Raw genomic sequence first — 22,751 nt, 5'->3', positions numbered from 1 at the left:
TGATTGTGTAACCTATTAAGCAATGCTTGGACGTTTTTCTAATACTTCATCAATCAGACCGTATTCTTTGGCTTCTTGGGCATCTAGCCAATAGTCACGCTCGACATCACGGGCGATTTTCTCAAGTGGCTGACCGGTACGTTCTGCCAAGATTTTATTCAAGCGTTCACGGATTTTTAGGATTTCACGCGCATTGATTTCAATATCGGTCGCTTGACCTTGTGCCCCACCTGACGGTTGGTGAATCATCACACGCGCATTGGCTAAGGAATAGCGTTTACCTTTTTCACCCGCAGCCAATAAGAATGAACCCATGCTATAAGCACCGCCCATACAAATCGTTGACACTTGTGGCTGGATAAATTTCATGGTGTCAAACACCGCAAGACCTGCACTCACAGAGCCACCTGGTGAATTGATGTATAAGTGAATGTCTTTTTCTGGATTTTCCGCTTCTAGGAACAACAACTGGGCGACAATTAAATTCGCCATGTGGTCTTCAACTTGACCGGCTAAGAACACCACACGCTCACGCAATAGACGTGAATAGATGTCAAATGAGCGCTCACCGCGAGCCGATTGCTCGACCACCATAGGTACTAAAGCACTTTGTGGTGACAACAGGTCACGGGTTACGGTATTTTGGATTTGACTCGTCGCGAAAGGCGAGTCCAAGAATTTTTCTAACATGTTATTGTCCTTTTTAAATATGCAAAAGCCCTTATTGTTTATAAGGGCAATTGGCATAAAAACAAGTTACTAAGCTGACTAAAAATACATTCTTAAACGCCTAAGCTTAAATGCCTAAGAATGGATTAAGCCAATTATTACATCATCGCTTGTTGTTGGCTAGCTAGTAAGTCTTGGTAAGATACTTCAGTATCAGTCACTTTACCTTGAGACAAGATATGATCGACCACTTGATCTTCTAACACCACCGCTTCGATGTTGGCACGTTCTTGCGCATTGTTGGTGTAATAGTCGATAACTTCGTTTGGATCTTCGTAGTTTTCTGCCATTTCGTTGATGTATGTGGTCACACGTTCTTGGTCAACTTCAAGTTTGTTTGACTCAATCAGGCTCGAGACGATGATGCCAAGACGGGCAGCGCGCAGGGCTTGCTCTTCAAATAATTCGTTTGGTAGCATATCTTTGTTAAAAGTTTTAGGATCGGCACCAAATTGTTGGGCAAAACGGTTTAACATCATGTTACGTTGGCGATCGATTTCTTGCTCAAGCATCGATGCAGGTACGTCGATTTCATTTTTTTCAAGTAGGGCGTTAAATGCCGCTTCTTTCACTTGGTTACGGGCAGCGCTTTTTACTTCGCGCTCCATGTTTTTACGCACGTCTGCTTTAAGTTTGTCTAAGCCGCCTTCTGTTACCCCAAATGCTTCAAGGAACTCATCGTTTAATTCTGGTAATTGTGATTGCTCAACTGATTTGACGTTGATTTTGAACTGTGCTTGTTTGCCTTGTAGGTTTTCGGCTTGGTAATCTTCTGGGAACGTCACATCGATGGTTTTTTCTTCGCCTGCTTTCATGCCTTTGATACCATCTTCAAAGCCTGGAATCATACGACCACTGCCTAATACTAGGCTAAAGTCTTGCGCGCTACCGCCTTCAAATTTTTCACCGTCGATAGAACCTTCAAAGTCAAACTTGACTTGGTCGCCTTCGGCTGCGGCATCATCTTTGGCAACGTAAGTTTGGCGTTGTTTTTGTAGGTTTTCAATCATGGTGTCAACGTCTGCGTCGCCCACGTTGGCAACTTGACGCTCAACTTCGATGTCTGATAACCCTTGAACTTCTACTTCTGGGAATACTTCAACCGTTGCTTGATAAACCAAAAAGTCGTTTTCAAGTTTCACGTCATCAATGTTTGGCATACCCACGGCGCGGATGTTTTCTTGACGAATCGCATCAAATACGGTATCGCGAATTACGTCATTAATCACTTCTTGTTGGATACCTGCGCCATATTGGGCGCGAATGTGTGATACAGGCACTTTACCTTTGCGGAACCCGTCGATTTTAGCGGTTTTTGCCACTTGGTTGATGCGTTTTTCCACACGACCTTGAATGGTTGACACAGGTACTTTAACCGTGAGTTGGGTTTCAAGATTTGATTTTTTGTTGGTAGTTACTTCTAAGTTAGTAACTGTTGAATCTGACACATTTGAATTTGACATAACAAAACCTTCCATAAAATATCAAAAAAGAGCAGCGTGGGTGCCACTCATAAGGGTAAATAGCGATAAGTTATCAGGCTTTTAAGGTGATTGAAAAAAGCCTATAAAATACGCAATCCAAAATCTGTTGGTTAACGCATGCTAAAAGGCAAAAATTAACCGAAAGTGGTATAGTATAAATTAATCATCTAGTAAAGTAAAAAAATTGTTGCTGTAAAATCTCTGTATCGACTACCTTAGCAGTCACACCCTGTCTATCTGCAATAGCGTGAGTTGAAAACCTTTACTTTATCAATTCCACTTTTACTTCATCAATTGCATTAGCAGTTGCTGCATCGCTTGCCCACGATGACTGATGCGGTTTTTATCGATCTTTTGCATCTCGCCAGCGCTCTTTTGTACACTTGGTACCCAAAATAGCGGGTCATAACCAAAACCAAGCTCACCTTGCGGGGTGGGCAGGATTTCACCTTGCCAAATCCCTTGTGCAATGATAGGTAGCGGGTCATTGGCATGGCGCACGAGTGCCAACACGCAAACAAACTGCCCAATAATCGGCTCATTCGCGTGTCTGTGCGGTTCAAGCAGCCGCAATAATTTTTGGTTATTGGCTAAGTCTTTATGCTGGCTAAAGCTGGCTTCATCTTGGGCAAAACGCGCAGAATAAATCCCAGGTTGACCGCCCAAAATAGGTAAACATAAACCCGAATCATCAGCAATCGCAGGCAGTCCGCTAATACAGCTGGCATGACGGGCTTTAATCAGCGCGTTTTCAATAAAACTAAGTCCATCTTCGACCGCATCCTCAATGCCCAATTGCCCTTGCGGGGTGACGATTATTTCAAGATTGGCTTGTTCAAATAATTGCTTAAATTCCGCGAGTTTGCCTTGGTTATTACTGGCGAGGACTAACTGGCGGGTAGGAAATAGTTGATTAAGGATAGAAACTGACATACAGACCCACTGTGTGTATTTTGCATAAAAAACTTGACCTTATCATAGCATAGTTAACAGTGGCTCGCGCTGCAAATACTCACATTGTAAAAGCCTTATACCAAACCACTACAGTTTTTTTTGAATAATTTGCTATCATCAAATAGCAAGTAACGGGTTAAAAATCAGCTTATTAGCATGCACTCATTGATTTTTACCCCACAAGACAATAAATCCCCACTATAGAAACGGTTAAATTCTGCCAATTTTTATGGCAAAATAACCCATGTGTTATGAGGATATTATCAAGGCTAATGATAGCAAGGTTAATAAACAAAGCTAACGATAGTAAAATTGGTGAGCGTTTTTAACCCTTGATAAAGCTTGATGAAGCATAGATAAATAACATAAACTAAAGAACATAAACCCAGCCAACTTGCCATTTTGGATATGGTTTTGATATATGCGCTTTTAATACAAAGCTTTTATCACACAAATGGCATGTGGTTACTTTTATCATAAAGTCATCACAACAATAGCGAAGGAAAAAGGAAAATAACATGTCACACATTACATTACCAGATTTACCATACGCCAAAAACGCGCTTAAGCCACATATCAGCGCAGAAACCCTAGAATTTCACCATGACAAACATCATGCAGCGTATGTCAACAAACTAAATGAGCTACTACCAGGTTCAGGTCTTGAAGGTAAAGAGCTGGATGAAATCATCAAAGCTACCGCAGGTGATAGCAGCAAAGCGACCATCTTTAACCAAGCGGCGCAGGTTTGGAACCACACTTTCTATTGGAACTGCTTGACAGCCAATGGTGGCGGTGAACCAACGGGTGATCTAAAAGCCAAAATCGAAGAAGCGTTTGGTTCGTATGCAAAATTCCGTGAAGAATTCAAAAACGCGGCTGTAAGCCAATTTGGTTCAGGTTGGGCATGGTTAGTGGCTGATAGCGTTGGTGGTCAATTATCAATCACCAAAACGGCAAACGCAGATACCCCATTAGCCCATAACCAAGTTGCGGTATTGACTTGTGACGTGTGGGAGCATGCTTACTACATCGACTACCGTAATCGTCGTCCAGACTACGTTGACACCTTCCTAGATAAACTTGTCAACTGGGATTACGCAAACGCCAAATACAAAGGTCAACCAGCTGGCGTAGAAAAATAATCGCCTATTTTTGCTTCTTTAAGCCTTTTAATTTTTTAAAAAAGCCGAATCAACTTCGGCTTTTTTTATTATTTTTTTTTATTAATAGGCACTAAAAGTAAAATGTTATTAATCCTATATCAAGCCTTTCGTTATCTGCCACATTGGTGCTAATTAACCTATCGCAAGCAGATTACCAACGTGCAATTTACGGTTGACCCGCTCATTCATTTACGCATCAGCCAAACGCATTGTCTTAAAGGTAAAAATGCAGACAACAAAAAGGCGAGTATTCAATGACTCGCCTAATTTATTTGCACATTTGTGGTAAAGATAAAGCAGTGTTAAGAAACTTGTACAGGAATCACGTTGGCAGTGTCTTTAACGATATTACCTTCATCAAGGTAAACCAAGCGTGGATGATGGTTGTCGGCTTCTTTCTCATCCATTTGCGCGTAAGCAGCGATAATTACCACATCGCCCAAATCCGCCATGTGAGCAGCTGCTCCGTTGAGCGAAATCATTTTTGAGCCTGCCTCTGCACGAATCGCATAGGTGCGAAAACGTTTACCGTTGTTGACATTGTAAATGTCGATTGATTCGTTCTCACGGATGCCCGCCAAGTCGAGTAACTCGCTATCAATGCCACATGAACCTTCGTAGTGAAGCTCACAATGGGTCACACGCGCGCGGTGAAGTTTGGCTTTTAATAGGGTTAATAACATGATCGTTCCTTACCTTGTCAGGTTAACGCGATGCGCGTCATTGTGGTAAAAGTGAGCAGGCTAGTCATGAGAGGCTATTAACCAACTCGATAAAAGTTAAACATGATTGAAATATCAGGTGAGAAATTCATCCATCTTGCAATCAATATATGGAAGGAAAATAAAAGTTCAAGGATAGACCCTAAGATTTATCAATCTTGTCCTTTGGTTAGGCATGAGGTAGTTTAAAACTATTGATGGTTTGCTGGGCTTTGGCTAAGTCACCTGTCACCAAATCGGGCAGGGTACGCATGGCAGCGTCTAGCATACTGTCAAATGCGATTTGCTCATCAGCGGTCGGTTTGCCAAGCACATAACCCGATACTTTGGACTTATGTCCTGGATGACCAATCCCCAAACGTAAACGGTGAAAATCCGCGCCGATATGTGGCACGATATCACGCAGTCCATTATGACCGCCATGACCACCGCCTGTTTTTAAGCGCATACGACCCACATCAAGGTCAAGCTCATCATGAACAATCAGCAGTTCGTCATTGTGGATGCCATAAAAATTTACCATCGGCACCACCGCTTCCCCTGATTTATTCATAAAAGTATGCGGTAACAATAAGCGTATATCCATGCCATACACTACGCCACGTCCAACCAAACCATGAAATTTTTTATCCAACGTCATGGTGATGTTAAACGTCTCGCTTATACGCTCCACAAACCAAAAGCCAGCATTATGCCGTGTTTGGGCATACTGCTGACCTGGGTTGCCAAGTCCGACAATCAGTTTCAGTTTTGACACGCTGATTATTCCAACTTAAGCGGCAAATGACAAATGATTATTCATCATCAGATTTTGGAGCATCATGGGTGTCATCTTGTGCTTGAAGCTTGCGTGCTTCTTCGTCACCTTCAGGATCACGAGTACCGGCAGCTTCTTCATTTGCTTCTGGCTCGATTGGCTCTTCAACTTCCACCGTTGGCGCTTGCATAGTAGCCACAGTACGGTTAAACGGTTCAGTCACTTCAAGCTCACGAATGACCACGCCTTCAGGTAACTGGATATCTAACAAGTGAATCGAATCACCGACGTTCATGCCAGATACATCGACTGTCAAGTATTCTGGGATTTTTGAAGGAATGGCAGTGATTTCAAGTTCAGTGGCATTTGATACAAAGATACCGCCTGCTTTATGACCTGGTGCATCTTCAGCGCCTACATAGTGTACAGGAACAGTGATGTGCATCGCTTGACCACGGACGATACGTTGGAAGTCAGCGTGCATTGGGGTGTTTTTGGCTGGATGACGTTGTAATGCTTTAATCACCACTTCTTCCGTACCTTGACCTTCTACGTTGATGGTCAAAATGTGAGAGAAGAAACTTTCTGTTTCAAGTGATTTAATCAATTCATTGTAACGAATAGCAATAGAGGCTGGCTCTTTGTCTGCACCGTATACGATTGCTGGTACTAGGTTTTGTTTACGAAGGCGGCGGCTCGCACCTTTACCTTGTAACTCGTCGCCACGTACAACAGCGTTTAATTCAAAAGTTTGGTTACTCATAGGAGTTTCCTTGGGTTAGGCTAGTTAAGGATACCTTGTCAGTATGACTTGGCTTTTTGCCTTTACTTATAAAGCTCTACTTACAAAGCTTTAATTAAAAAGATTGGCAAGTGACTAGCGAGTGAAAAAAAGCATAAATTTGCGACCAATTTATGCGTTATGCGCCACTTTTTTAAAAAATGGCAAAACTTTAACAATTATTTTGCAAATAGCCAGTTAAGAATAGCAACATGGACGAAACCAATAAGCCCGCATTCCACATGCTGGCTAACACTGCTTAATATCACCTACATAATGTCAAACATCGCACTCAATGATTCTTCATTGTTGATACGACGTAGCGCTTCAGCCAGCATAGGCGCAATGGTCACTTGGCGAATTTTACCCGTGTTTTTTGCGGCATCTGACAGTGGGATAGTATCGGTTACGACAAGTTCATCAAGCACTGACGCTGCAATTGTTTGGATTGCTTTACCTGATAATACGGGGTGAGTGATATAACCCACCACCCGGCGCGCGCCACGTTCTTTTAATGCGGCAGCGGCTTTACACAGGGTACCTGCGGTATCCACCATATCATCGATAATCACGCAATCGCGGTCTTTAACATCACCGATGATATGCATCACTTCTGATTCATTGGCTTTGGCACGGCGTTTATCGATAATTGCCATGTCGGCATCGCCTAACTGTTTTGCCATCGCACGGGCACGCACTACACCGCCCACGTCAGGGGATACCACCATCAAGTTATCGTATTTTTGCTCACGCAAATCTTTAAATAAAACCGGCGTACCGTAAATATTGTCTACAGGGATATCAAAAAAACCTTGAATCTGGTCTGAGTGCAAATCCACCGTAACGACACGGTCAATGCTCACAATATTGAGCATATCAGCGACCACTTTTGCTGAGATAGGGACACGCGCTGAGCGAGGACGACGGTCTTGACGTGCATAACCAAAATAGGGCATCACTGCCGTAATGCGACCTGCACTGGCACGGCGCAAGGCATCTGCCATTACCATGATTTCCATCAAATTGTCATTGGTCGGTGAGCAAGTTGATTGTAGGATAAAGACGTCTTTACCACGTACATTCTCTTGGATTTCAACCGCGACTTCACCATCCGAAAAACGCGTCACATCGGCACGTCCTAGCGGAATATGTAAGTGATTGGTGACATTTTTTGCCAATTCTGGATGGGCATTTCCGGTAAAAATCGCCAAATAAGGCATATGCGAGTCCTATTTTTCTAGACCAACGACGGTTTCATCAAACAAAAAAACTCATCAACTAACTTTTACAATTAGGATGAGAAAAACGTCATTACGTCAACTACTAAAAATGGGTTAGTAAAGAAAATGGCAGGGGTAGCTGGACTCGAACCAACGAATGCCAGGATCAAAACCTGGTGCCTTACCAACTTGGCGATACCCCTGTGACGGTGCGAACTATACCGATTTTAGGCGATTTTGTCAATGTAAAATGTCTTGAACAGCGCAGATTTTATGACAAAATTTTTACTACGTGATGCACAAGAAAATCTGTACATCTTTGAATATGGCAGGGGTAGCTGGACTCGAACCAACGGATGCCAGGATCAAAACCTGGTGCCTTACCAACTTGGCGATACCCCTATATTGGAAGCGATATTTTAACCAAAAAACATAAAATTGCAAGCTTTTTTTGGGCATAAACATCAAAATTTTTGCAATTGTTGATTTCTCAAAATTTTGTTACAGCGTATGCACCCAATATGCTTGAAAAGGTAAGGATTGTAGCCAGTGTTTAATGCTATTTTTATCAAAATCGCTAGGTACTGGTAAAAACACACAGCTTCCTGAGCCCGTCATGCGCGGTGTGGTGTGGGTGGTGGCGGCAAGCGTCCTTAAAAACTTCATTGCGGCATTGACGTCTGCAGATAAGGCACATACTACAGGTTCAAAAACATTGGTAAAGCCATCGGTTAACTCATTGGTAAAGGCATGACAATGGCTTTGCAAATAGTCATGGGAAAGGCTTGCACAGTCCCGTTTTAGCAGCGGATGGGCGAACAGTTCAGCCGTGCTGATATGGGCATCGGGTTTTAACAATAAAAATTGCTGCGCAGGCAAGTCAATCGGTGTTAAAACCTCGCCAATGCCTTCTGCAATGGCGTCTTTGCCAAAAATAAATATCGGTACATCTGCGCCCAGTTTTGCGCCAATAAGGCGTAGCTGCTCATTGCTCAATCCTAGTTGCCATAAGGTATTGAGCGTCATCAGGGCTGTCGCACAATTAGACGAACCCCCGCCCAAGCCTGCCCCCATCGGAATGTGTTTATCGAGGTGAATATCAACAATCGGTAATTGGGCGATTTGCGAGTCATTCAAGATTTGATGATTTTTGGCAAAAGCTAATAAGGCAATGGCCGCTTTAACAATCAGATTGTCGGCAGGGTTGTCGGTGACGTGCTCGGCATTGGTAAGGGTGACGGGCAAGTTGTCGCCAATGGTTTTATCTGTATGGCTAAAAGTGAGCGTATCGTACAAATCTATCAGCCGAAATACGGTTTGTAGATTGTGATAGCCGTCGGGGCGTTTACCGGTAATATGTAAAAATAAATTGATTTTGGCAGGGGATTGTTGGGTAAGGGTCGGCATATTTTTATAATGAGTGACAGGTTTGCTTAAAATTCTAACACATCAATTTGCATTGAAGTTCATTGAAAGGATAAAAATCGGCTGTGCTATAATGCCTATCCTTTTTGATTCGATGTTCAAATTTAAAAAATGTCTCAACTTAAACCTTTTCTAAAATGGGCTGGCGGTAAATCACAACTCATCGGTGATATACAAGCACGTTTGCCAAATTATACAGCCAATCAAGATTTCTGCATGATTGAGCCATTTCTGGGTGGGGGTGCGGTCAGTTTTTGGGCATTATCTAACTTAAAGTATCTAAAAAAACTTATTATTAATGACTTTAATGAAGATCTAATAAATGTCTATCAGGTTATCAAGGCAGATGTTCAACAATTAATGATTGAGTTAGATAACTTGCAAAGAGATTATGATAAGTTGTTAGATAAAGATGCAAAAACGCCTTATTTTTATGCTAAACGTGCAAGTTTCAATCAAAGAAATCTTGATCCAGTGAAGCAAGCCAGTTTATTTATATTTTTGAATAAATCCAGTTTTAATGGGCTATATCGAGTTAATAAAAAAAATCAGTTTAATGTGCCAATAGGTAGTTATAAAAGACCGATTTTTTTGGATAAAGCATTATTACTTGCAGTCTCTGACGCGTTGCAAAAAGTCGTGATTTTACAGGGTGACTACGAGCAAACGATTAAAGCGCTACCAAACGACTTACCTTGCTGGTTTTATCTTGATCCACCTTATCGCCCGATTAGCGAAACAGCAAGTTTTACTGCTTATTCTCATCAAGTTTTTGATGACAGTGAGCAACGTCGGCTGCATGGGTTTTGCCAAAAAATTGATAAATTGGGACATCAGTTTTTATTAAGTAATTCCGACCCAACGAAGCACAGCAAGTATGATGATTTTTTTGATAATCTTTATCAAGATTTTAATATCGAGCGAGTAACGGCTAATCGTGCTATTGGGGCAAAATCAACCAGTCGCCAAGCCGTCAATGAGTTGTTAATACGGAACTATTAATCTCTAAACAATTTTATCGGCTTTGATAGTACCGTTTTGAATATCTAGCATAAATTCCTTTTTAAAATAAAATGCATGGTTTTTATTGGATACATGGCGATCAAGCGTGGTGCAAAATATTGGATTATATTGCCCGTTCGCTCTCTTTGCATCTTTACTGCGAATTTGGATATATTTGCCGTTTGAAGTATGAATAAATTTGTCGGATGAATTTTCCAAATCATGCAAGATTTTTGCTTTTATTGTTTCAAAATCATCATGAAATTGTTGAAACAAATCATGATTTTCTTTGCAATTAATGTGATACGCAGGTAAAAAATACCAATCATTAGGCTCTTTACTGTTTTTACAAACAGGCAGATAAAGCAAATTACTTATTTTGGCTAGTAAGCGATTTTCTACAGTATCATTAAAAAATAAACTATCAAAATCTTTAGAGATTTGGGTAATAAACATGGTTTCTCTAGGTTTGCCGTTGCTATCTGCTTTATTGGTTTTTAACTCACCATCTTCAAAATCGGTCAAATCGCTATTGTTTGGCATGTCTAAAAGCTGTTGTAAGAATTGACCCGTATTACCTTTATTAATTGTAAAGCTGGTTAAATCTTCTTGAAGTTTAAGCTGTGAAAATGGCTTGTGATAAAGGGCTGGCAATTTATCAAATACATCAATTAGTTTCATTTTTTCCCCTAAAATCAAATAATTCACTTAACGACAAATCAAACGCGTTAGCAAAAATCTCAATATTGATTAGTGCAGGATTTCGCTCGCCACGTTCGACCATCCCAATATAGTTACGATGAAACCCTGTCAGTTCTGCTAACTGCTCTTGACTGAGATTTTTAGCTTTGCGCAGTTGGCGAATTTTTTGCCCAAACTTGATTAAAATGTCATTTTCCATTGCGTTATTCTCACTGATTGATTAAAATTAACTACACACAATAAGTGTTATTTTGGGATTATTGACATGCATGTTGCTTACAAGTTCAATGATGATTGTGAATGGCTAGCGGATGAAGGTATCAAAGGCAAAATTGTGAATACCTTGCGAATGCTTAGCTTGGATAATCGGTTAGAAAACCAGACGGTTTTCATTCCTGATGGTTGTGAAAATATGGGATTTTTAGAAGGGAGTTATGATATCGCGTCAATGTTGCACTTTATTGCGGATATGATGGAATGATTTTTTATCAATCAGAACTACAAGATTTCACGCTGCTGCAAGGTGATTGCTCACACATTTTGCCGACAATCGATGATAAATCTATCAATATGATTTTTGCTGATCCGCCTTATTTTTTATCCAATGACGGATTAACGGTTAAAAATGGTATAGTGCAATCGGTCAATAAGGGTGAGTGGGATAAATTTAGTGATGATAATGAAGTCTATATTTTTACTTATGATTGGCTAAGCCAAGCAAAGCGAATGTTGGCAGATAATGGCACGATTTGGATGAGTGGAACCCACCACAATATTTTTACGCTAGGGCGAGTATTATCACAACTCAATTTTAAAGTCTTAAACATGATAACTTGGGAAAAACCCAATCCACCGCCAAATTTTTCTTGTCGCTATTTCACCTATTCAACTGAATGGATAATCTGGGCAAGAAAAAACCCAAAAATTCCGCATTACTTTGATTATGAATTAATGAAGTCGCTCAATGGTGACAAACAAATGAAAGACGTTTGGCGACTGCCTGCGGTATCAAGTTGGGAAAAGCAATTTGGCAAACATCCTACGCAAAAACCGTTAGGATTGTTGTCAAGGATTGTTTTGGCGTCTACCAAAGCCAATGATCTCGTGCTTGACCCATTTACAGGCTCATCGACAACAGGTATTGCTGCCAATTTATTTGGTAGAAAATTTATCGGAGTTGACCAAGATAGTAATTTTTTAACCTTAAGCAAAAATCGCTATCTTGGGTTGGATGAAAAATCACGCCAATATTTTAAAGAGAGAGTAAAGCAACAGATTAGCTTGTAGCTTTCATTATTTTCGGCTCTTGAATCGGCAGATTGAGCACAGCAGCTAAGGCAGCCAGTGCCATATCGGCATACCACATATACTGTTGACTTCCTCCCCTCCCTATCGTTCGGGGATTCCTTTTACAAGACGGTCAAGCCCGACCGCAAGAATGTTTTTACTGGCGTTGATATCTCTATCATGCCATGTGCCACACGATGCACAAGTCCATTCCCTTATTCCAAGCGATGTTCTACCTTTCGGACTGTTGGCGGTGATGTCACCGCAACACGAACACCGCTGGGTCGTGTATCGTTCATTCACGATTTCAAAACGGCAACCTGCGTTCTCGCATTTGTAGGTCAGTTGTCGTTTCAGTTCAAACCAACCTGCATCGTAAACCGATTTGGCTAGCTTGCCTTTTTTACTGTTAAATTGATTGGTTTTAACGTCACCAACTACAATTAGGGCGTTGTCTTTGACTAATTGGGTGGTGAATTTGTGAATTAGGTCTTGGCGTGTATGTTTGATTTTGGCATGGATTGCCTTGACACGTTGCTTGTTGTTGGCTCTTTGAGCAATCGCTAAATCTTTGGCATATTTGAGCGTTTGCTTGATTTGTAGCTTGTCACCGTTTGAGGTGGTGGCACTTTCCTTTAAACCTAAATCAATACCTACGCTACCTGTACCACATGATTGTTTGGGATAGTCTTTGACCGTGATACACGCATACCAACGGTTACGGCTGTCTTGGACAATTTCCAGCGTGTTGATTTGATATAGGCTAAGGTTGTAGCTGTCCCATAGATCAATGACTAGCTTTTGCCCTTTGGCTAGGCTTAGTTGTAAGGTGGATTTTAAGCCTTTTTTACCTGTGACATGGGTGGCAATATGCTTAATGGCAGATTGTTTAAATGGTAGCCAACCCAAGCTTTTACGCTTTGATGTTGGGTTGTTGGTTCGCCATGATAATTTAGCCTTTTTAAATTGTTTACGGCTTTTGGCGTGGGTTTCGTTGATGGCTTGGATGGTCTGACTGTGTAAGCCAAGTAGTTCACCGCTACCTTTGGTGTAGTCGTTTAGGTCATAAGCACTAAAGAACTTGCCAGTTTTTTGTAGGTGTCTGTAACTCAAATCATTGACATAATTCCACACGAAATTGACTGAACCGCTTAGGCGGTTTAATTGGTCTGCGTATTTATCTCGTATGCGTAACTTGAGTGTTTTCATGGGTTTATTTTAACACATTTAGCAAAATTTTGTGCGTAAGCATGGTTACGGAGTTGCCTTATATCCACCGCCTGAAGTCGGTGGTTTTACGGCAACAGAGGATAAATGCGCGATTTCGTACAATCAATATGTGCCAAGCAATCTTGATTAATTTAACTCATGAAAACAAAAAACCCTAGTAAATACTAGGGTCTCAGAGAATTTAATGGCGAGCTTAACATTTAACCAAACATTCGTTGTATTAAATTTACTTGCTTTGGAACCAAGAATCCGCACGGCTACGTGCAGTGGCAATATCTTGTGATGACAAGTTTAATGCCAATTGACCGATTTTGCTTTGCGCGCGGGTGCGTACTTGGTCTGATAGCATGCCGTCACGAGCCGCTAGGTCATACCATTTGTAGGCATCGACCAATTTTTTTTCTTTTTCATCTAGCATGGCTAGGGTATAGCTGGCACGGTTATCACCAAGTTTTGCCGCTTTTTCTAACCAATAACGCGCTTGCCCAGCATTGGGCTGCACGCCTTCGCCACGGATATACATCATGGCAAGATTTAATTGTGCAGGTGCAATGTCTTGTTTGGCGGCGGTGGTGTACCACTGGATGGCTTGTTGGAAGTTTTGCTGAATGCCGAGACCTTTTTGGTAGCGTTTGGCTAGGAAGAATTGGGCTTGTTGGTTGCCAGATTTAGCTTGGCTTAGTAATGCCATCGGTTCCATGCTGTCATAGCGTGAGCCATTGAGTGGAATATTGGCAACCAGTTCAGCGCTTGCAACGCCCGATAAGCCTAAAAATGCAGTTAATACGGTGACTTTTAATAATTTCATAACCAACTCCGAGTATCAAGCTGCAGCCATCGCAAGCTTGCCTAGGTTTAGATAAAATAAACTTAATAAATAGGTAAACGAATTAACAGAAAATCTTAAATTTTACAATGATTTAGCCATTCGTTATGTTTTAATAGGATAACGCAATCTTTTGATTGTTTTAGGTTAACACTGTTTGCTTTGCGTTTCAAATATTTAAGTGAAAATGTAAACAGTTGTTACAATATTTCACAGGGGAAACAAAGGCTTGCGACACTTGGTGTCGTGTAGAGCTTTACTTTTGTAGCATATTGTTAGACTAGACGGTAATTTATCCGCTTACCAAATCTTTATAGGCATAGAATCAGCGATAAAAAACCTTAGTTTTCGGTAACACGATAATTAGTTTTTGGTAACACGATAGATTGCCACATCGGCAAGTAAGTTGGGGTTTTTACGGATGATTTGCGCCAGTGCCCAAGGGTAGGGCTTTTCACTTTCTTGTACCGCAAAACGATTGATGATACGGATGTCATTGTCATCACACAGTTTTTCAAAGTCTTTAAAGGTACACAAGTGAATATTGGGCGTGTTGTACCAAGCAAACGGCAGGGCTTCAGACATTGGCATCATGCCTTTGATACCCAAGTGAATACGGTTTTGCCAATGCGCAAAATTAGGGAAAGTGACAATCACTTCTTTGCCAACACGTACCATATCGAGAAGTAGTTGGTCGGGCTCTTTGACCGCTTGTAGGGCGCGCGCCATCACCACCGTGTCAAAGCTTGCGTCGGCAAACCGCGCCAATCCATCATTTAAGTCTTGCTCAATGACGTTAACGCCTTTGGTAACACAGTCATTGATTTTAGTTTGGTCGATTTCGATACCATAGCCAAACACGCCCAATTTGTTTTGTAAATGCGCGAGTAAATCACCGTTACCACAGCCTAAATCCAAGACTTTGGCATTGGGTTTGATCCAGCGTTCGGCAAGTTGATGGTCAATTTTCATTCAATTCTCGTTAAATCCAAAGTTAAATACAAGGTTAAATACAAGTTAGGCGGTTAAAAAATTAAATACCGATTGACGATAGGTCGGGATATCAAACAAAAACGAATCATGTCCATAGGCGGCATCAATATTGATATAGCTTACGGGTTTACCATTGGCAATTAGCGCATCCACAATTTCTTGCGAGCGCTCCGGGCTAAATCGCCAATCGGTGGTAAAGGATATAATTAAAAACTTACATTGGGTGTTAGCCAATGCCAACCGTAGCGCATCGGTATCACTCAAACTATCATTGATAATGTCATCCTCAATCGCGCCACGCGCTGGGTCAAAATAATCCAGTGCTTTGGTCATCAGCAAATAGGTATTGGCATCAAAACGTTCACTAAACTGCTCACCTTGATAGCGTAAATAACTTTCCACTTGAAACTCTACATCGTAATTGAACATCAGCTTGCCGGCTTTCAAATCGCGTCCAAATTTTACCCGCATCGCTTCATCAGTAAGATAAGTGATATGACCGACCATACGCGCCAAAATCAAGCCACGTTTGGGGATTTTGCCTTGCTCGATATAGCGTCCTTCACAAAAATCAGGATCGGACAAAATCGATTGGCGTGCCACTTCGTTAAAGGCAATATTTTGCGCAGACAGCTTGGGCGTGCTGGCAATGACCACACATTTTTTTAGCCGACTCGGATAGTCAATTGACCACTGCATGGCTTGCATGCCACCCATTGAGCCACCAACAATGGCATGCCAGATGTCAATGCCGAGATAGTCAGAGAGCATAACTTGGGTTTTTACCCAGTCTTTGATGGTGACTAAGGGAAAATCAGGACCATAGGGCTTGCCGGTTTCGGGGTTGGTACTGGTTGGACCCGTCGAGCCGTAGCAGCTACCAATGTTGTTAAGACACACCACAAAAAAACGCGTGGTATCAATCGCTTTGCCAGGACCGATAAAAGTATCCCACCAGCCGGCTTTTTTATCATCGCTACTATGATAGCCAGCCGCATGATGACTGCCCGATAGCGCATGACAAATCAATATCGCATTGGATTTATCGGCGTTGAGCTCGCCATAAGTTTCCACCATTAAATCAAAAAACGGCAGCGTGCGATTGCATTCTAGCGTCAGTGGGGTATCAAAATGAATTTTTTGCGGTGTGACGATACCCACAGATTTGCCACCAGATTTGGCAAAACTAATAGGTTGATCGTCGTCAAAATTTTTAGGGACAGTCAATTCAGCTTCAGGTAAAATCTTGGTATGTGGTTTGTGTTGCTGTGTACTCACCCGCTTTCTCACTAATTTTTGATTGATAACGCATTAAAAGTATAGCTATTGTAAGGGTTTATATGGGTTATCACAACTTGGAATTCAAATGCCAAATTTAGCATCATCACCCCACTATACACTCCTATCGCTTACGGGATTGGCGCTCACAGGATTGGCGCTCACGGGGTTTTTGGCATTGACGTATTTGGCGTTTCATCAGCCAACATCGGTTTTGGCTGTCAATGCTAGTAAAGCCACAAGCGACACGATGGTCAGCCATCCAAACAGCTACCAAAGCCAACAGCCCAAACAGCATAACCACCAAGCAGACGGTGAATCGGCTAGCAGTCCCTCACAAAACGCAACCTTTAAAAGTAAAAGTCCTGCTAAAAGTCCTGTATCATCTGAACAAAATTCCCGCCTAGTGGATGCGCTACTGGTGATGGGTGGGATAGGTTGTCATTGATTCGAATATAGCTTAAAAAATGCAACAATTGAGCAATTTCAGGTGATTATCCAGTACGCGCACCTTAGTAAATATGCTAATCTTAACCCCACTTTTTTTGTGATTTTTTTGGATTAAAGACAAATTATGAAACCAAGCAATCCGCCTGAAATTGCCGTTGTCCTTGTGAATTTGGGAACACCCGATGCACCAACTGAAGCAGCGGTGCGCCGCTATCTCAAACAATTTTTGTCCGATCCGCGCGTGATTGAAATTCCGCAGTTTATTTGGCAAATCATCTTAAACTTGTTTGTGCTACGCAGTCGCCCCAAACGGGTTGCCCACGCCTATGCTAGCGTGTGGGATGGCGACTCCCCCTTGCGTAAAATCACGCTTGCCCAAGTGGACTTGTTACAGCAGCGTTTTGACCAACAGCAACTGCCTTGCAAAGTAAGCGTCCATGCTGCCATGACCTATGGCAAACCTGCGTTAACAGATGTGCTATCGGCATTAACTGCCAGAAAAGTAGAGCAAATCGTGATTTTGCCAGCTTATCCGCAGTATTCTGGTTCCACCACTGGCGCGGTGTTTGACGTCGTCGCCAAATGGGGGCTTAAGCAGCGTAATTTACCCAGCATTAGCTTTGTCAAAGATTATTTTGCCCATCCGCAATACATCCAAGCCTTGGCTGAGAGCGTCAAACGCTTCCAAGCTGAACATGGCAAACCTGAAAAACTGCTATTGAGTTTTCACGGGATTCCAGAGCCGTATGAGCAAAAAGGCGATCCGTATGCCAGACGCTGTCGCTGTACGGCAGCGCATTTGGCGCAAGTGTTGGGGCTTGAGCGTCATGAGTGGGAATGTAGTTTTCAATCACGCTTTGGTAAGCAAGAATGGGTCAAACCCTATACGGATGTCACCTTAACCGAGTGGGGCAAGCAAGGCATAAAGTCAGTGCAGGTGCTAAGTCCGGCATTTTCGGCAGATTGCTTAGAGACGTTAGAAGAGTTGGCAGTCGAAAATCGAGAGACATTCCAGTCCAATGGCGGTGGGGATTATCATTATATCCCTGCACTTAATGTAGATGCTGCGCATATTGACTTGTTTGAATCATTGGCATTGCCACACGTGCAAGCGTGGCAACAAAATCTGCAAGGATGGTATTAAGACTTATTGTTAAAGCTTGAGATTAAAGCGGATTATTAAGCGCATTAATAGCAAGTCTTATTAACAGCAAGCTAATAAAAAAGGTTGGTAGCTTACCAACCTTTTTGGTGTTTCTTTTTGACCTTTAAATACAAAAAATTTCAGTACAGGAAATCAGTCTTTATAACTTTCATCTGCGGCATCAGGGTCAGCGATATCACCAATAGTCGGATAGTGCTCTTCGCTAAAGCTATCCTCAACCAGTAATTCATCAATCCGCTGCTCATCAATATTTTGGCGATGAATCGGGGTCAAACCACTTTCACCCGCTTCAATATGGCTTGATGACAAGGATTCATCATCCAATTGCACAGTAAAACTATCCGAATCAATATCGGTCAAATTGCTAGATGTTGGTTTGGCTTTCATTGTTGTTCCTTCATTTTCATTTATTGTTTATTATCAGTGTTATGTCGGTATCATAGCCAGTAATCAGCATGACATCTATGTTGCCAATGTGATATTTGTGTTATGTTATCGAAAACAGTTTTTCGCACAGACAGCGTTTTTAACAATTTTTATGGATAAAACAGGAAGTGACTATGTTTAAAAATCTTGCCTCAGATGCATTGGGTTTAAGTGACATCGGTAAAATCATCCCAGCCAGTCAGTTTAACCAAACCGATATTGATGACTATATTTTTCATGAAGATAACGAGCGCATTTATTTTGTGATTAAGTCAAAAATGGACGAATATTGCTTTACCAATGTCGCCTTTATCCACCTTGATGGGCAGTCGGCGACCAGTAAAAAACGCTTGCTAAAACGCTATCCGTACCGCAATTTTCAGCCCGCCAATATCATGATTGAGACCGCAGGCACGATGGATATGGATGCTGAGCTAAAATTTAGCTTGGGCGGTGTGGCGTTTTCGATTGATATCGACAAAAATCAAATCGAGCAAATCCGCGACATCTATAAGGCGCTGACTGCGATTAGCGAGCAGTGCAAACGCATTGCCCATGAAGAAACGGTGCTAGAAAAATCCTTTAATACCGTCACCAATATGTTTAGCTTACGCGAACTGTCAGAAAACGTGGTGCTTAACTTGCCGGATGTCATCAACCAAACTGTCGCACAAGTAGAAAATGCCTATGGCGAGCGTTTAAAGACCATTCGTAATTATGACTTTGGGGCGATTTTTGAGCATTACTTGCGTCAATAATTGCTAAAATTTATGCAAACTGTACTCACCGCCTACGCTGAGCAAGGTATCAAACTTGCGATTGAAAGCAAACGGGTCAAACATATCAACTTTCGTATCAAATCGATTGATGAAGCGCCGTTTACCAGTTTGCTCAGCGTGTCTTATCCCATGCGTATGCCACAACACCTGCTGATGCAATCGCTTGAACATCGTCTTGCATGGGCAATCGACTGTCAGCAAAAACAACGAAAACTTAAACAACTTAAACCCAAAAAACCTGCTTATATCAATGATGTCAAAGATTTGGCAAATTTGACCCTTGAAAGCAATATTTATTTTGAAGGGCAACAGGTTTTAGTCAGAGAGTTATTGTTAAAGCACCCCATAAAACCAAGCGAGCTGGCGCGAGTGGATGTTGGCAAAACCTTACGCCATATTTATAAATTTTGGCTCACTCAATTTATCCAAAACCGCCAAGCGTTTTGGCAAGACAAAGTGGGTAAATCCGCCAATAGCATCACGCCTTACACCATGAAGACCCGATGGGGCAGTTGTAGCACCCAAGCCAAAACCATTCGCTTGTCGGTTTGGCTGGCGCAATTTCCCCAAGACTGCGCGGATTATGTGTTGGTGCATGAGCTTTGTCATCTGATTGAGCCTAATCATTCGGCACGATTTTGGGCGCAGGTGGCACGAGTCATGCCCGATTACAAACATTGGCATGATAAGTTGAAATTTGGGGATTTATAAATGAAAAAAGCCATATCGCTTTGATATGGCTTTTTTGCAAGCATAAAAATATAATAGCAGAGTTTGGCGTGACGTTATGCTAAACGAGCCGTTAAGCTTGGACTTAACACTTAACGGAGTAAAGAACGATGAAACGCTGTTTAATCATCATCGTTCTTGTTGTCCTAATGCTGTTAAGCAGTAACGCTTATTAGACGGACGCAAGACAGCGTGGCAGTTGCTGGAACAACTAAAACGCTGGGGCTTTCGGGAAACCGTTAGCCCACTCCTTGTCTTTATTATAAAGTTGCAAATCCTCAAAATCAATCTGTTAAAATGTAATCAGATTGCATTTTTTCACGAAACCCATCTTTTTCACGATACCATTGATGACGGCGTTTAGAATTGTGTTTCCAACTTTTTGCATATTTGAACGCATAAGTTGGTTTGTCATCCCAAATATGCGGTAAATGCTTACCACGCTTGGGGCGTAGCTTGATGTTATAGTCCCAATATTCCGCTTTGTGCAAATAATGAAATGAGCGTTCTTGTTGCGTTCTAAAGTAGCTATAAATCTGATTGCGTAAATTTGGATAACGACAACTTTCCCACGGAAAATAGATTTTCTTACGCCCAGAACTGCGATATTGAACTTTGGTTTTTTTGTGAGTTTTTTCAAGTTTTTGCATAATAGATTTTTCCTAAGTTAAAAAACTTAGAAAAAATCCAATTTGTAATAATTCATCGTTGATTGCCTGTAGAAAATTCGGTCTAAAAACAAAATTTGGGTTAAAATTTTGTTTTATCCTAGCATCTATTTAAAATTTCGTAAAATTGAAAAAGAAAATATCATGAACAAAATTCATTATCAATTCGACTTTAAACGCTTCCGCGAACACCTTGTCGATGTCACGCTTACGTTTACTGCGGACAACGACAACCCAATCGTTTGGCTACCTGCTTGGATTGCGGGTAGTTATATGATTCGAGAATTTAGCAAACACATTACGGCAGTCACTGCCACCATCCATGACCCCAACGCCAAGAACAATCAACGGCTTAAAAAACTTGATAAAAACCACTGGCAAATCCACGCCAAACAAGGCGACCGCATTAGCGTCACTTATGAAGTCTATGCTTATGACTTATCCGTGCGTGGGGCATATGTCGATGAAACTCGCCTGTACGGCAACTTCACCTCCCTAGCATTAGCGGTACAAGGGCAAGAAAACCAAGCGATTAAAGCCGAACTCATTTGCCCGCAAGACTTTTATGAGGTAAACGGCGTGGAAGTCAGCCTAGCCACCGCCTTGCCGGAAAAAATGCACCAACAAGCCAAACAAACCATCTATCAGCTAACTGCCGACAACTACGAGCAACTCACCGACAGCCCGTTTGAAATCGCTGAGCAAGATGAATTTTGGTTCGATGTAAAAAGTGGCGAAAACACCATTCCCCACCGATTTGTGATTTCTGGCGTACACCACAGCGACCTTGAACGGCTAGAAACTGACCTTAGCAAAATTTGTCAAAGCTATGTCGATTGGCTCGGTGATACGCCGTTTGATGATTATCTGTTTATGACCATGGCGACTTCAAGCGACTATGGCGGACTTGAGCACCTTGCCAGCACCAGTTTGATTACCCCACGAGATGACCTACCCACATTTTTTGAACAAGCTGAGCCAAGCGAGAGTTATCAACGCTTCTTGGGTTTGTGTAGCCATGAATATTTTCATGCGTGGTGGGTTAAAACCGTGCGTCCTGAAGTTTTTTTAACCGCCAATTTTAATCAAGAGACTTACACCACCTTGCTATGGGTGTTTGAAGGCTTTACCAGTTATGTGGATGATTTTATGCTACAAAAAAGCGGGGTTATTTCGCAACATAGCTATCTGAAGCTGCTTGCTGAACAAATCAATCGCTACTATCAAACCCACGGGCGCGCCTTGCAAAGCGTGGCAGAATCAAGCTTTGATGCGTGGATAAAACTATATCGTAGCGATGAGAACACCGCCAATGCCGGGATTAGCTACTACAACAAAGGCGCGCTGGTGGCGTTATGTTTAGACTTGACTTTGATAAACCATGGCAAACGTATTTTTGATGTGATAAAAGTTTTTTATGATAAAGCCAAAGCCCAAGATAATCGCCGTTTTGGTATGACGGACGCCAATCTAGATGACGTCATGAATGAATGTTTACCCAAAGAGGTTTGGCAAGATTTTAGAGCCAATTATATCGACGGCACCACAGAATTACCGCTATTTGAACTGTTGTCAGAACAGGGTGTGAGTATTGAGCAAAAAGACGATGATATTACTTGGGGCATGAAATATATGAGCGAGCCTACTGGGTTAAAAGTGCAACGTGTTGTGCGAAATAGCCAAGCCGCCGCTGCAGGGATTTCTGCTAATGACGTCATCGTGGCAATTGATGGGTTAAAGGCGAGCGAAAAATGGCTAAAATCTACGGCTAAAACCCAAACAATTAGTGAAGACCCTGCCGTGTGTCATGTATTTCGCCGTGATGAGCTGCTGGTGCTTGAAGTGCCACCCGTGAGCGACTCGCATGTTAAACAACCGCTAATATGGACGCTGTTAGCGGGTGAAAATACAAGCCTCACCAAATGGCTGCAGTGGAAATAACTTGCAAAAATAAAGCAAATCTAGTAAAATTCGGCTT

Annotated in this window: 25 protein-coding genes and 2 tRNA genes; 9 read left to right on the top strand and 18 right to left on the bottom strand. The window is 42.0% G+C overall.

What is annotated here, in order from left to right; genetic code table 11:
• Positions 1-15: 15 nt before the first annotated feature.
• The 3 genes from clpP to rdgB form a co-directional block, all read right to left on the bottom strand.
• A complete protein-coding gene (gene clpP / locus ACAM37_RS09085; RefSeq protein ID WP_369626047.1) occupies positions 16-690 on the bottom strand; it encodes an ATP-dependent Clp endopeptidase proteolytic subunit ClpP in 675 nt (224 codons plus the stop codon).
• 137 nt (positions 691-827) lie between these two features.
• A complete protein-coding gene (gene tig, locus ACAM37_RS09080) occupies positions 828-2,192 on the bottom strand; it encodes a trigger factor (protein WP_369626046.1) in 1,365 nt (454 codons plus the stop codon).
• A 303-nt stretch (positions 2,193-2,495) separates the two neighbouring features.
• The gene (gene rdgB, locus ACAM37_RS09075; protein WP_369626045.1) at positions 2,496-3,146 is read right to left on the bottom strand and encodes an RdgB/HAM1 family non-canonical purine NTP pyrophosphatase; all 651 of its coding nucleotides are present in this window, start codon (positions 3,144-3,146) and stop codon (positions 2,496-2,498) included.
• A 539-nt stretch (positions 3,147-3,685) separates the two neighbouring features.
• Between rdgB and ACAM37_RS09070 the strand changes: the two genes are divergently transcribed.
• Positions 3,686-4,312 carry a superoxide dismutase gene (locus ACAM37_RS09070; protein WP_050324933.1) on the top strand — a complete coding sequence of 209 codons (627 nt, stop codon included), beginning with the start codon at positions 3,686-3,688 and terminating at the stop codon, positions 4,310-4,312.
• A 323-nt stretch (positions 4,313-4,635) separates the two neighbouring features.
• Here the strand turns inward: ACAM37_RS09070 and panD are convergent, their stop codons facing one another.
• The 7 genes from panD to ispE all read right to left on the bottom strand — a co-directional run bounded on the left by panD (position 4,636) and on the right by ispE (position 9,220).
• Positions 4,636-5,016, bottom strand: a complete 381-nt coding sequence (panD, locus tag ACAM37_RS09065; protein ID WP_036589204.1) for an aspartate 1-decarboxylase — start codon at positions 5,014-5,016, stop codon at positions 4,636-4,638.
• Between the two features lie 208 nt (positions 5,017-5,224).
• Complete coding sequence (gene pth / locus ACAM37_RS09060; protein ID WP_369626044.1) at positions 5,225-5,812, bottom strand: aminoacyl-tRNA hydrolase; 588 nt, start codon at positions 5,810-5,812, stop codon at positions 5,225-5,227.
• Between the two features lie 37 nt (positions 5,813-5,849).
• Positions 5,850-6,575, bottom strand: coding sequence for a 50S ribosomal protein L25/general stress protein Ctc (locus tag ACAM37_RS09055; RefSeq protein WP_099833396.1), 726 nt, complete (start codon positions 6,573-6,575; stop codon positions 5,850-5,852).
• Positions 6,576-6,862: 287 nt separating this feature from the next.
• On the bottom strand, positions 6,863-7,813 hold the full coding sequence (locus ACAM37_RS09050) for a ribose-phosphate pyrophosphokinase (protein WP_007117244.1): 951 nt from the start codon (positions 7,811-7,813) through the stop codon (positions 6,863-6,865).
• A gap of 127 nt (positions 7,814-7,940) precedes the next feature.
• Positions 7,941-8,016, bottom strand: a tRNA-Gln gene (locus tag ACAM37_RS09045).
• A gap of 123 nt (positions 8,017-8,139) precedes the next feature.
• Positions 8,140-8,215: transfer RNA gene (locus ACAM37_RS09040), tRNA-Gln, on the bottom strand.
• A 99-nt stretch (positions 8,216-8,314) separates the two neighbouring features.
• A complete protein-coding gene (gene ispE / locus ACAM37_RS09035) occupies positions 8,315-9,220 on the bottom strand; it encodes a 4-(cytidine 5'-diphospho)-2-C-methyl-D-erythritol kinase (protein WP_369626043.1) in 906 nt (301 codons plus the stop codon).
• Between the two features lie 129 nt (positions 9,221-9,349).
• Here ispE and ACAM37_RS09030 point away from each other — a divergent pair, with 129 nt between their 5' ends.
• On the top strand, positions 9,350-10,240 hold the full coding sequence (locus tag ACAM37_RS09030) for a DNA adenine methylase (protein ID WP_369626042.1): 891 nt from the start codon (positions 9,350-9,352) through the stop codon (positions 10,238-10,240).
• A gap of 3 nt (positions 10,241-10,243) precedes the next feature.
• Here ACAM37_RS09030 and ACAM37_RS09025 read toward each other — a convergent pair whose 3' ends face one another.
• Together ACAM37_RS09025 and ACAM37_RS09020 are read right to left on the bottom strand one after the other, a co-directional pair.
• On the bottom strand, positions 10,244-10,948 hold the full coding sequence (locus tag ACAM37_RS09025) for a PDDEXK family nuclease (protein WP_150114641.1): 705 nt from the start codon (positions 10,946-10,948) through the stop codon (positions 10,244-10,246).
• Complete coding sequence (locus ACAM37_RS09020; RefSeq protein WP_060994455.1) at positions 10,908-11,141, bottom strand: helix-turn-helix domain-containing protein; 234 nt, start codon at positions 11,139-11,141, stop codon at positions 10,908-10,910. The genes ACAM37_RS09025 and ACAM37_RS09020 overlap by 41 nt, the downstream gene beginning before the upstream one ends.
• 66 nt (positions 11,142-11,207) lie before the next feature.
• On the opposite strand from ACAM37_RS09020, the gene ACAM37_RS09015 reads away from it, so the two are divergent.
• Both ACAM37_RS09015 and ACAM37_RS09010 read left to right on the top strand, forming a co-directional pair.
• Entirely contained in the window at positions 11,208-11,423 is a 216-nt protein-coding gene (locus tag ACAM37_RS09015) for a hypothetical protein (protein WP_369626041.1), read from the top strand.
• The gene (locus ACAM37_RS09010) at positions 11,420-12,229 is read left to right on the top strand and encodes a DNA-methyltransferase (RefSeq protein WP_062332631.1); all 810 of its coding nucleotides are present in this window, start codon (positions 11,420-11,422) and stop codon (positions 12,227-12,229) included. The genes ACAM37_RS09015 and ACAM37_RS09010 overlap by 4 nt, the downstream gene beginning before the upstream one ends.
• Before the next feature lie 102 nt (positions 12,230-12,331).
• Here the strand turns inward: ACAM37_RS09010 and ACAM37_RS09005 are convergent, their stop codons facing one another.
• The 4 genes from ACAM37_RS09005 to metX form a co-directional block, all read right to left on the bottom strand.
• A complete protein-coding gene (locus tag ACAM37_RS09005; RefSeq protein ID WP_369626040.1) occupies positions 12,332-13,438 on the bottom strand; it encodes an RNA-guided endonuclease InsQ/TnpB family protein in 1,107 nt (368 codons plus the stop codon).
• 247 nt (positions 13,439-13,685) lie between these two features.
• Positions 13,686-14,267 (bottom strand): tetratricopeptide repeat protein, encoded by a 582-nt coding sequence (locus ACAM37_RS09000; RefSeq protein ID WP_007117233.1) that lies wholly within the window; start codon positions 14,265-14,267, stop codon positions 13,686-13,688.
• A 381-nt stretch (positions 14,268-14,648) separates the two neighbouring features.
• On the bottom strand, positions 14,649-15,257 hold the full coding sequence (gene metW / locus ACAM37_RS08995; protein ID WP_050324940.1) for a methionine biosynthesis protein MetW: 609 nt from the start codon (positions 15,255-15,257) through the stop codon (positions 14,649-14,651).
• Positions 15,258-15,302: 45 nt separating this feature from the next.
• Positions 15,303-16,469, bottom strand: a complete 1,167-nt coding sequence (gene metX, locus ACAM37_RS08990; RefSeq protein ID WP_369626855.1) for a homoserine O-succinyltransferase MetX — start codon at positions 16,467-16,469, stop codon at positions 15,303-15,305.
• A gap of 175 nt (positions 16,470-16,644) precedes the next feature.
• On the opposite strand from metX, the gene ACAM37_RS08985 reads away from it, so the two are divergent.
• Positions 16,645-17,004: a hypothetical protein gene (locus ACAM37_RS08985; RefSeq protein ID WP_369626039.1), complete on the top strand. Its 360-nt coding sequence runs from the start codon at positions 16,645-16,647 to the stop codon at positions 17,002-17,004.
• 126 nt (positions 17,005-17,130) lie between these two features.
• The gene (gene hemH, locus ACAM37_RS08980; protein WP_007117229.1) at positions 17,131-18,150 is read left to right on the top strand and encodes a ferrochelatase; all 1,020 of its coding nucleotides are present in this window, start codon (positions 17,131-17,133) and stop codon (positions 18,148-18,150) included.
• Between the two features lie 153 nt (positions 18,151-18,303).
• Here the strand turns inward: hemH and ACAM37_RS08975 are convergent, their stop codons facing one another.
• Positions 18,304-18,558: a hypothetical protein gene (locus ACAM37_RS08975; RefSeq protein ID WP_007117228.1), complete on the bottom strand. Its 255-nt coding sequence runs from the start codon at positions 18,556-18,558 to the stop codon at positions 18,304-18,306.
• Between the two features lie 173 nt (positions 18,559-18,731).
• On the opposite strand from ACAM37_RS08975, the gene ACAM37_RS08970 reads away from it, so the two are divergent.
• Positions 18,732-19,355, top strand: a complete 624-nt coding sequence (locus ACAM37_RS08970; protein ID WP_203171379.1) for a PH domain-containing protein — start codon at positions 18,732-18,734, stop codon at positions 19,353-19,355.
• A gap of 12 nt (positions 19,356-19,367) precedes the next feature.
• The gene (locus tag ACAM37_RS08965) at positions 19,368-20,087 is read left to right on the top strand and encodes a M48 family metallopeptidase (RefSeq protein WP_369626038.1); all 720 of its coding nucleotides are present in this window, start codon (positions 19,368-19,370) and stop codon (positions 20,085-20,087) included.
• A gap of 302 nt (positions 20,088-20,389) precedes the next feature.
• Here the strand turns inward: ACAM37_RS08965 and ACAM37_RS08960 are convergent, their stop codons facing one another.
• The gene (locus ACAM37_RS08960; RefSeq protein WP_007117225.1) at positions 20,390-20,755 is read right to left on the bottom strand and encodes a hypothetical protein; all 366 of its coding nucleotides are present in this window, start codon (positions 20,753-20,755) and stop codon (positions 20,390-20,392) included.
• Between the two features lie 162 nt (positions 20,756-20,917).
• On the opposite strand from ACAM37_RS08960, the gene ACAM37_RS08955 reads away from it, so the two are divergent.
• Positions 20,918-22,714: a M61 family metallopeptidase gene (locus ACAM37_RS08955; RefSeq protein WP_369626037.1), complete on the top strand. Its 1,797-nt coding sequence runs from the start codon at positions 20,918-20,920 to the stop codon at positions 22,712-22,714.
• Positions 22,715-22,751: the final 37 nt, after the last annotated feature.

Origin of the sequence: Moraxella sp. K23 (assembly GCF_041154765.1) — a bacterium.
GTDB classification, from domain to species: domain Bacteria; phylum Pseudomonadota; class Gammaproteobacteria; order Pseudomonadales; family Moraxellaceae; genus Faucicola; species Faucicola tetraodonis.
The sequence above is the reverse complement of the archived record's forward strand: the minus strand, read 5'-3'. Positions and strand labels throughout refer to the sequence as shown.

Excerpts from the sequence above, each read along its gene's own strand:
- ACAM37_RS08960 (WP_007117225.1), bottom strand. The coding sequence starts at position 20,755 with ATGCAAAAACTTGAAAAAACTCACAAAAAAACCAAAGTTCAATATCGC.
- clpP (WP_369626047.1), bottom strand. The coding sequence starts at position 690 with ATGTTAGAAAAATTCTTGGACTCGCCTTTCGCGACGAGTCAAATCCAA.
- ACAM37_RS08965 (WP_369626038.1), top strand. The coding sequence starts at position 19,368 with ATGCAAACTGTACTCACCGCCTACGCTGAGCAAGGTATCAAACTTGCG.
- panD (WP_036589204.1), bottom strand. The coding sequence starts at position 5,016 with ATGTTATTAACCCTATTAAAAGCCAAACTTCACCGCGCGCGTGTGACC.
- ispE (WP_369626043.1), bottom strand. The coding sequence starts at position 9,220 with ATGCCGACCCTTACCCAACAATCCCCTGCCAAAATCAATTTATTTTTA.
- ACAM37_RS09015 (WP_369626041.1), top strand. The coding sequence starts at position 11,208 with ATGCATGTTGCTTACAAGTTCAATGATGATTGTGAATGGCTAGCGGAT.
- ACAM37_RS09055 (WP_099833396.1), bottom strand. The coding sequence starts at position 6,575 with ATGAGTAACCAAACTTTTGAATTAAACGCTGTTGTACGTGGCGACGAG.
- ACAM37_RS08985 (WP_369626039.1), top strand. The coding sequence starts at position 16,645 with ATGCCAAATTTAGCATCATCACCCCACTATACACTCCTATCGCTTACG.
- ACAM37_RS09000 (WP_007117233.1), bottom strand. The coding sequence starts at position 14,267 with ATGAAATTATTAAAAGTCACCGTATTAACTGCATTTTTAGGCTTATCG.
- ACAM37_RS08955 (WP_369626037.1), top strand. The coding sequence starts at position 20,918 with ATGAACAAAATTCATTATCAATTCGACTTTAAACGCTTCCGCGAACAC.
- hemH (WP_007117229.1), top strand. The coding sequence starts at position 17,131 with ATGAAACCAAGCAATCCGCCTGAAATTGCCGTTGTCCTTGTGAATTTG.
- ACAM37_RS09050 (WP_007117244.1), bottom strand. The coding sequence starts at position 7,813 with ATGCCTTATTTGGCGATTTTTACCGGAAATGCCCATCCAGAATTGGCA.
- tig (WP_369626046.1), bottom strand. The coding sequence starts at position 2,192 with ATGTCAAATTCAAATGTGTCAGATTCAACAGTTACTAACTTAGAAGTA.
- ACAM37_RS09030 (WP_369626042.1), top strand. The coding sequence starts at position 9,350 with ATGTCTCAACTTAAACCTTTTCTAAAATGGGCTGGCGGTAAATCACAA.
- ACAM37_RS08970 (WP_203171379.1), top strand. The coding sequence starts at position 18,732 with ATGTTTAAAAATCTTGCCTCAGATGCATTGGGTTTAAGTGACATCGGT.
- ACAM37_RS09070 (WP_050324933.1), top strand. The coding sequence starts at position 3,686 with ATGTCACACATTACATTACCAGATTTACCATACGCCAAAAACGCGCTT.
- metW (WP_050324940.1), bottom strand. The coding sequence starts at position 15,257 with ATGAAAATTGACCATCAACTTGCCGAACGCTGGATCAAACCCAATGCC.
- ACAM37_RS09010 (WP_062332631.1), top strand. The coding sequence starts at position 11,420 with ATGATTTTTTATCAATCAGAACTACAAGATTTCACGCTGCTGCAAGGT.
- ACAM37_RS08975 (WP_007117228.1), bottom strand. The coding sequence starts at position 18,558 with ATGAAAGCCAAACCAACATCTAGCAATTTGACCGATATTGATTCGGAT.
- ACAM37_RS09005 (WP_369626040.1), bottom strand. The coding sequence starts at position 13,438 with ATGAAAACACTCAAGTTACGCATACGAGATAAATACGCAGACCAATTA.
- rdgB (WP_369626045.1), bottom strand. The coding sequence starts at position 3,146 with ATGTCAGTTTCTATCCTTAATCAACTATTTCCTACCCGCCAGTTAGTC.
- ACAM37_RS09020 (WP_060994455.1), bottom strand. The coding sequence starts at position 11,141 with ATGGAAAATGACATTTTAATCAAGTTTGGGCAAAAAATTCGCCAACTG.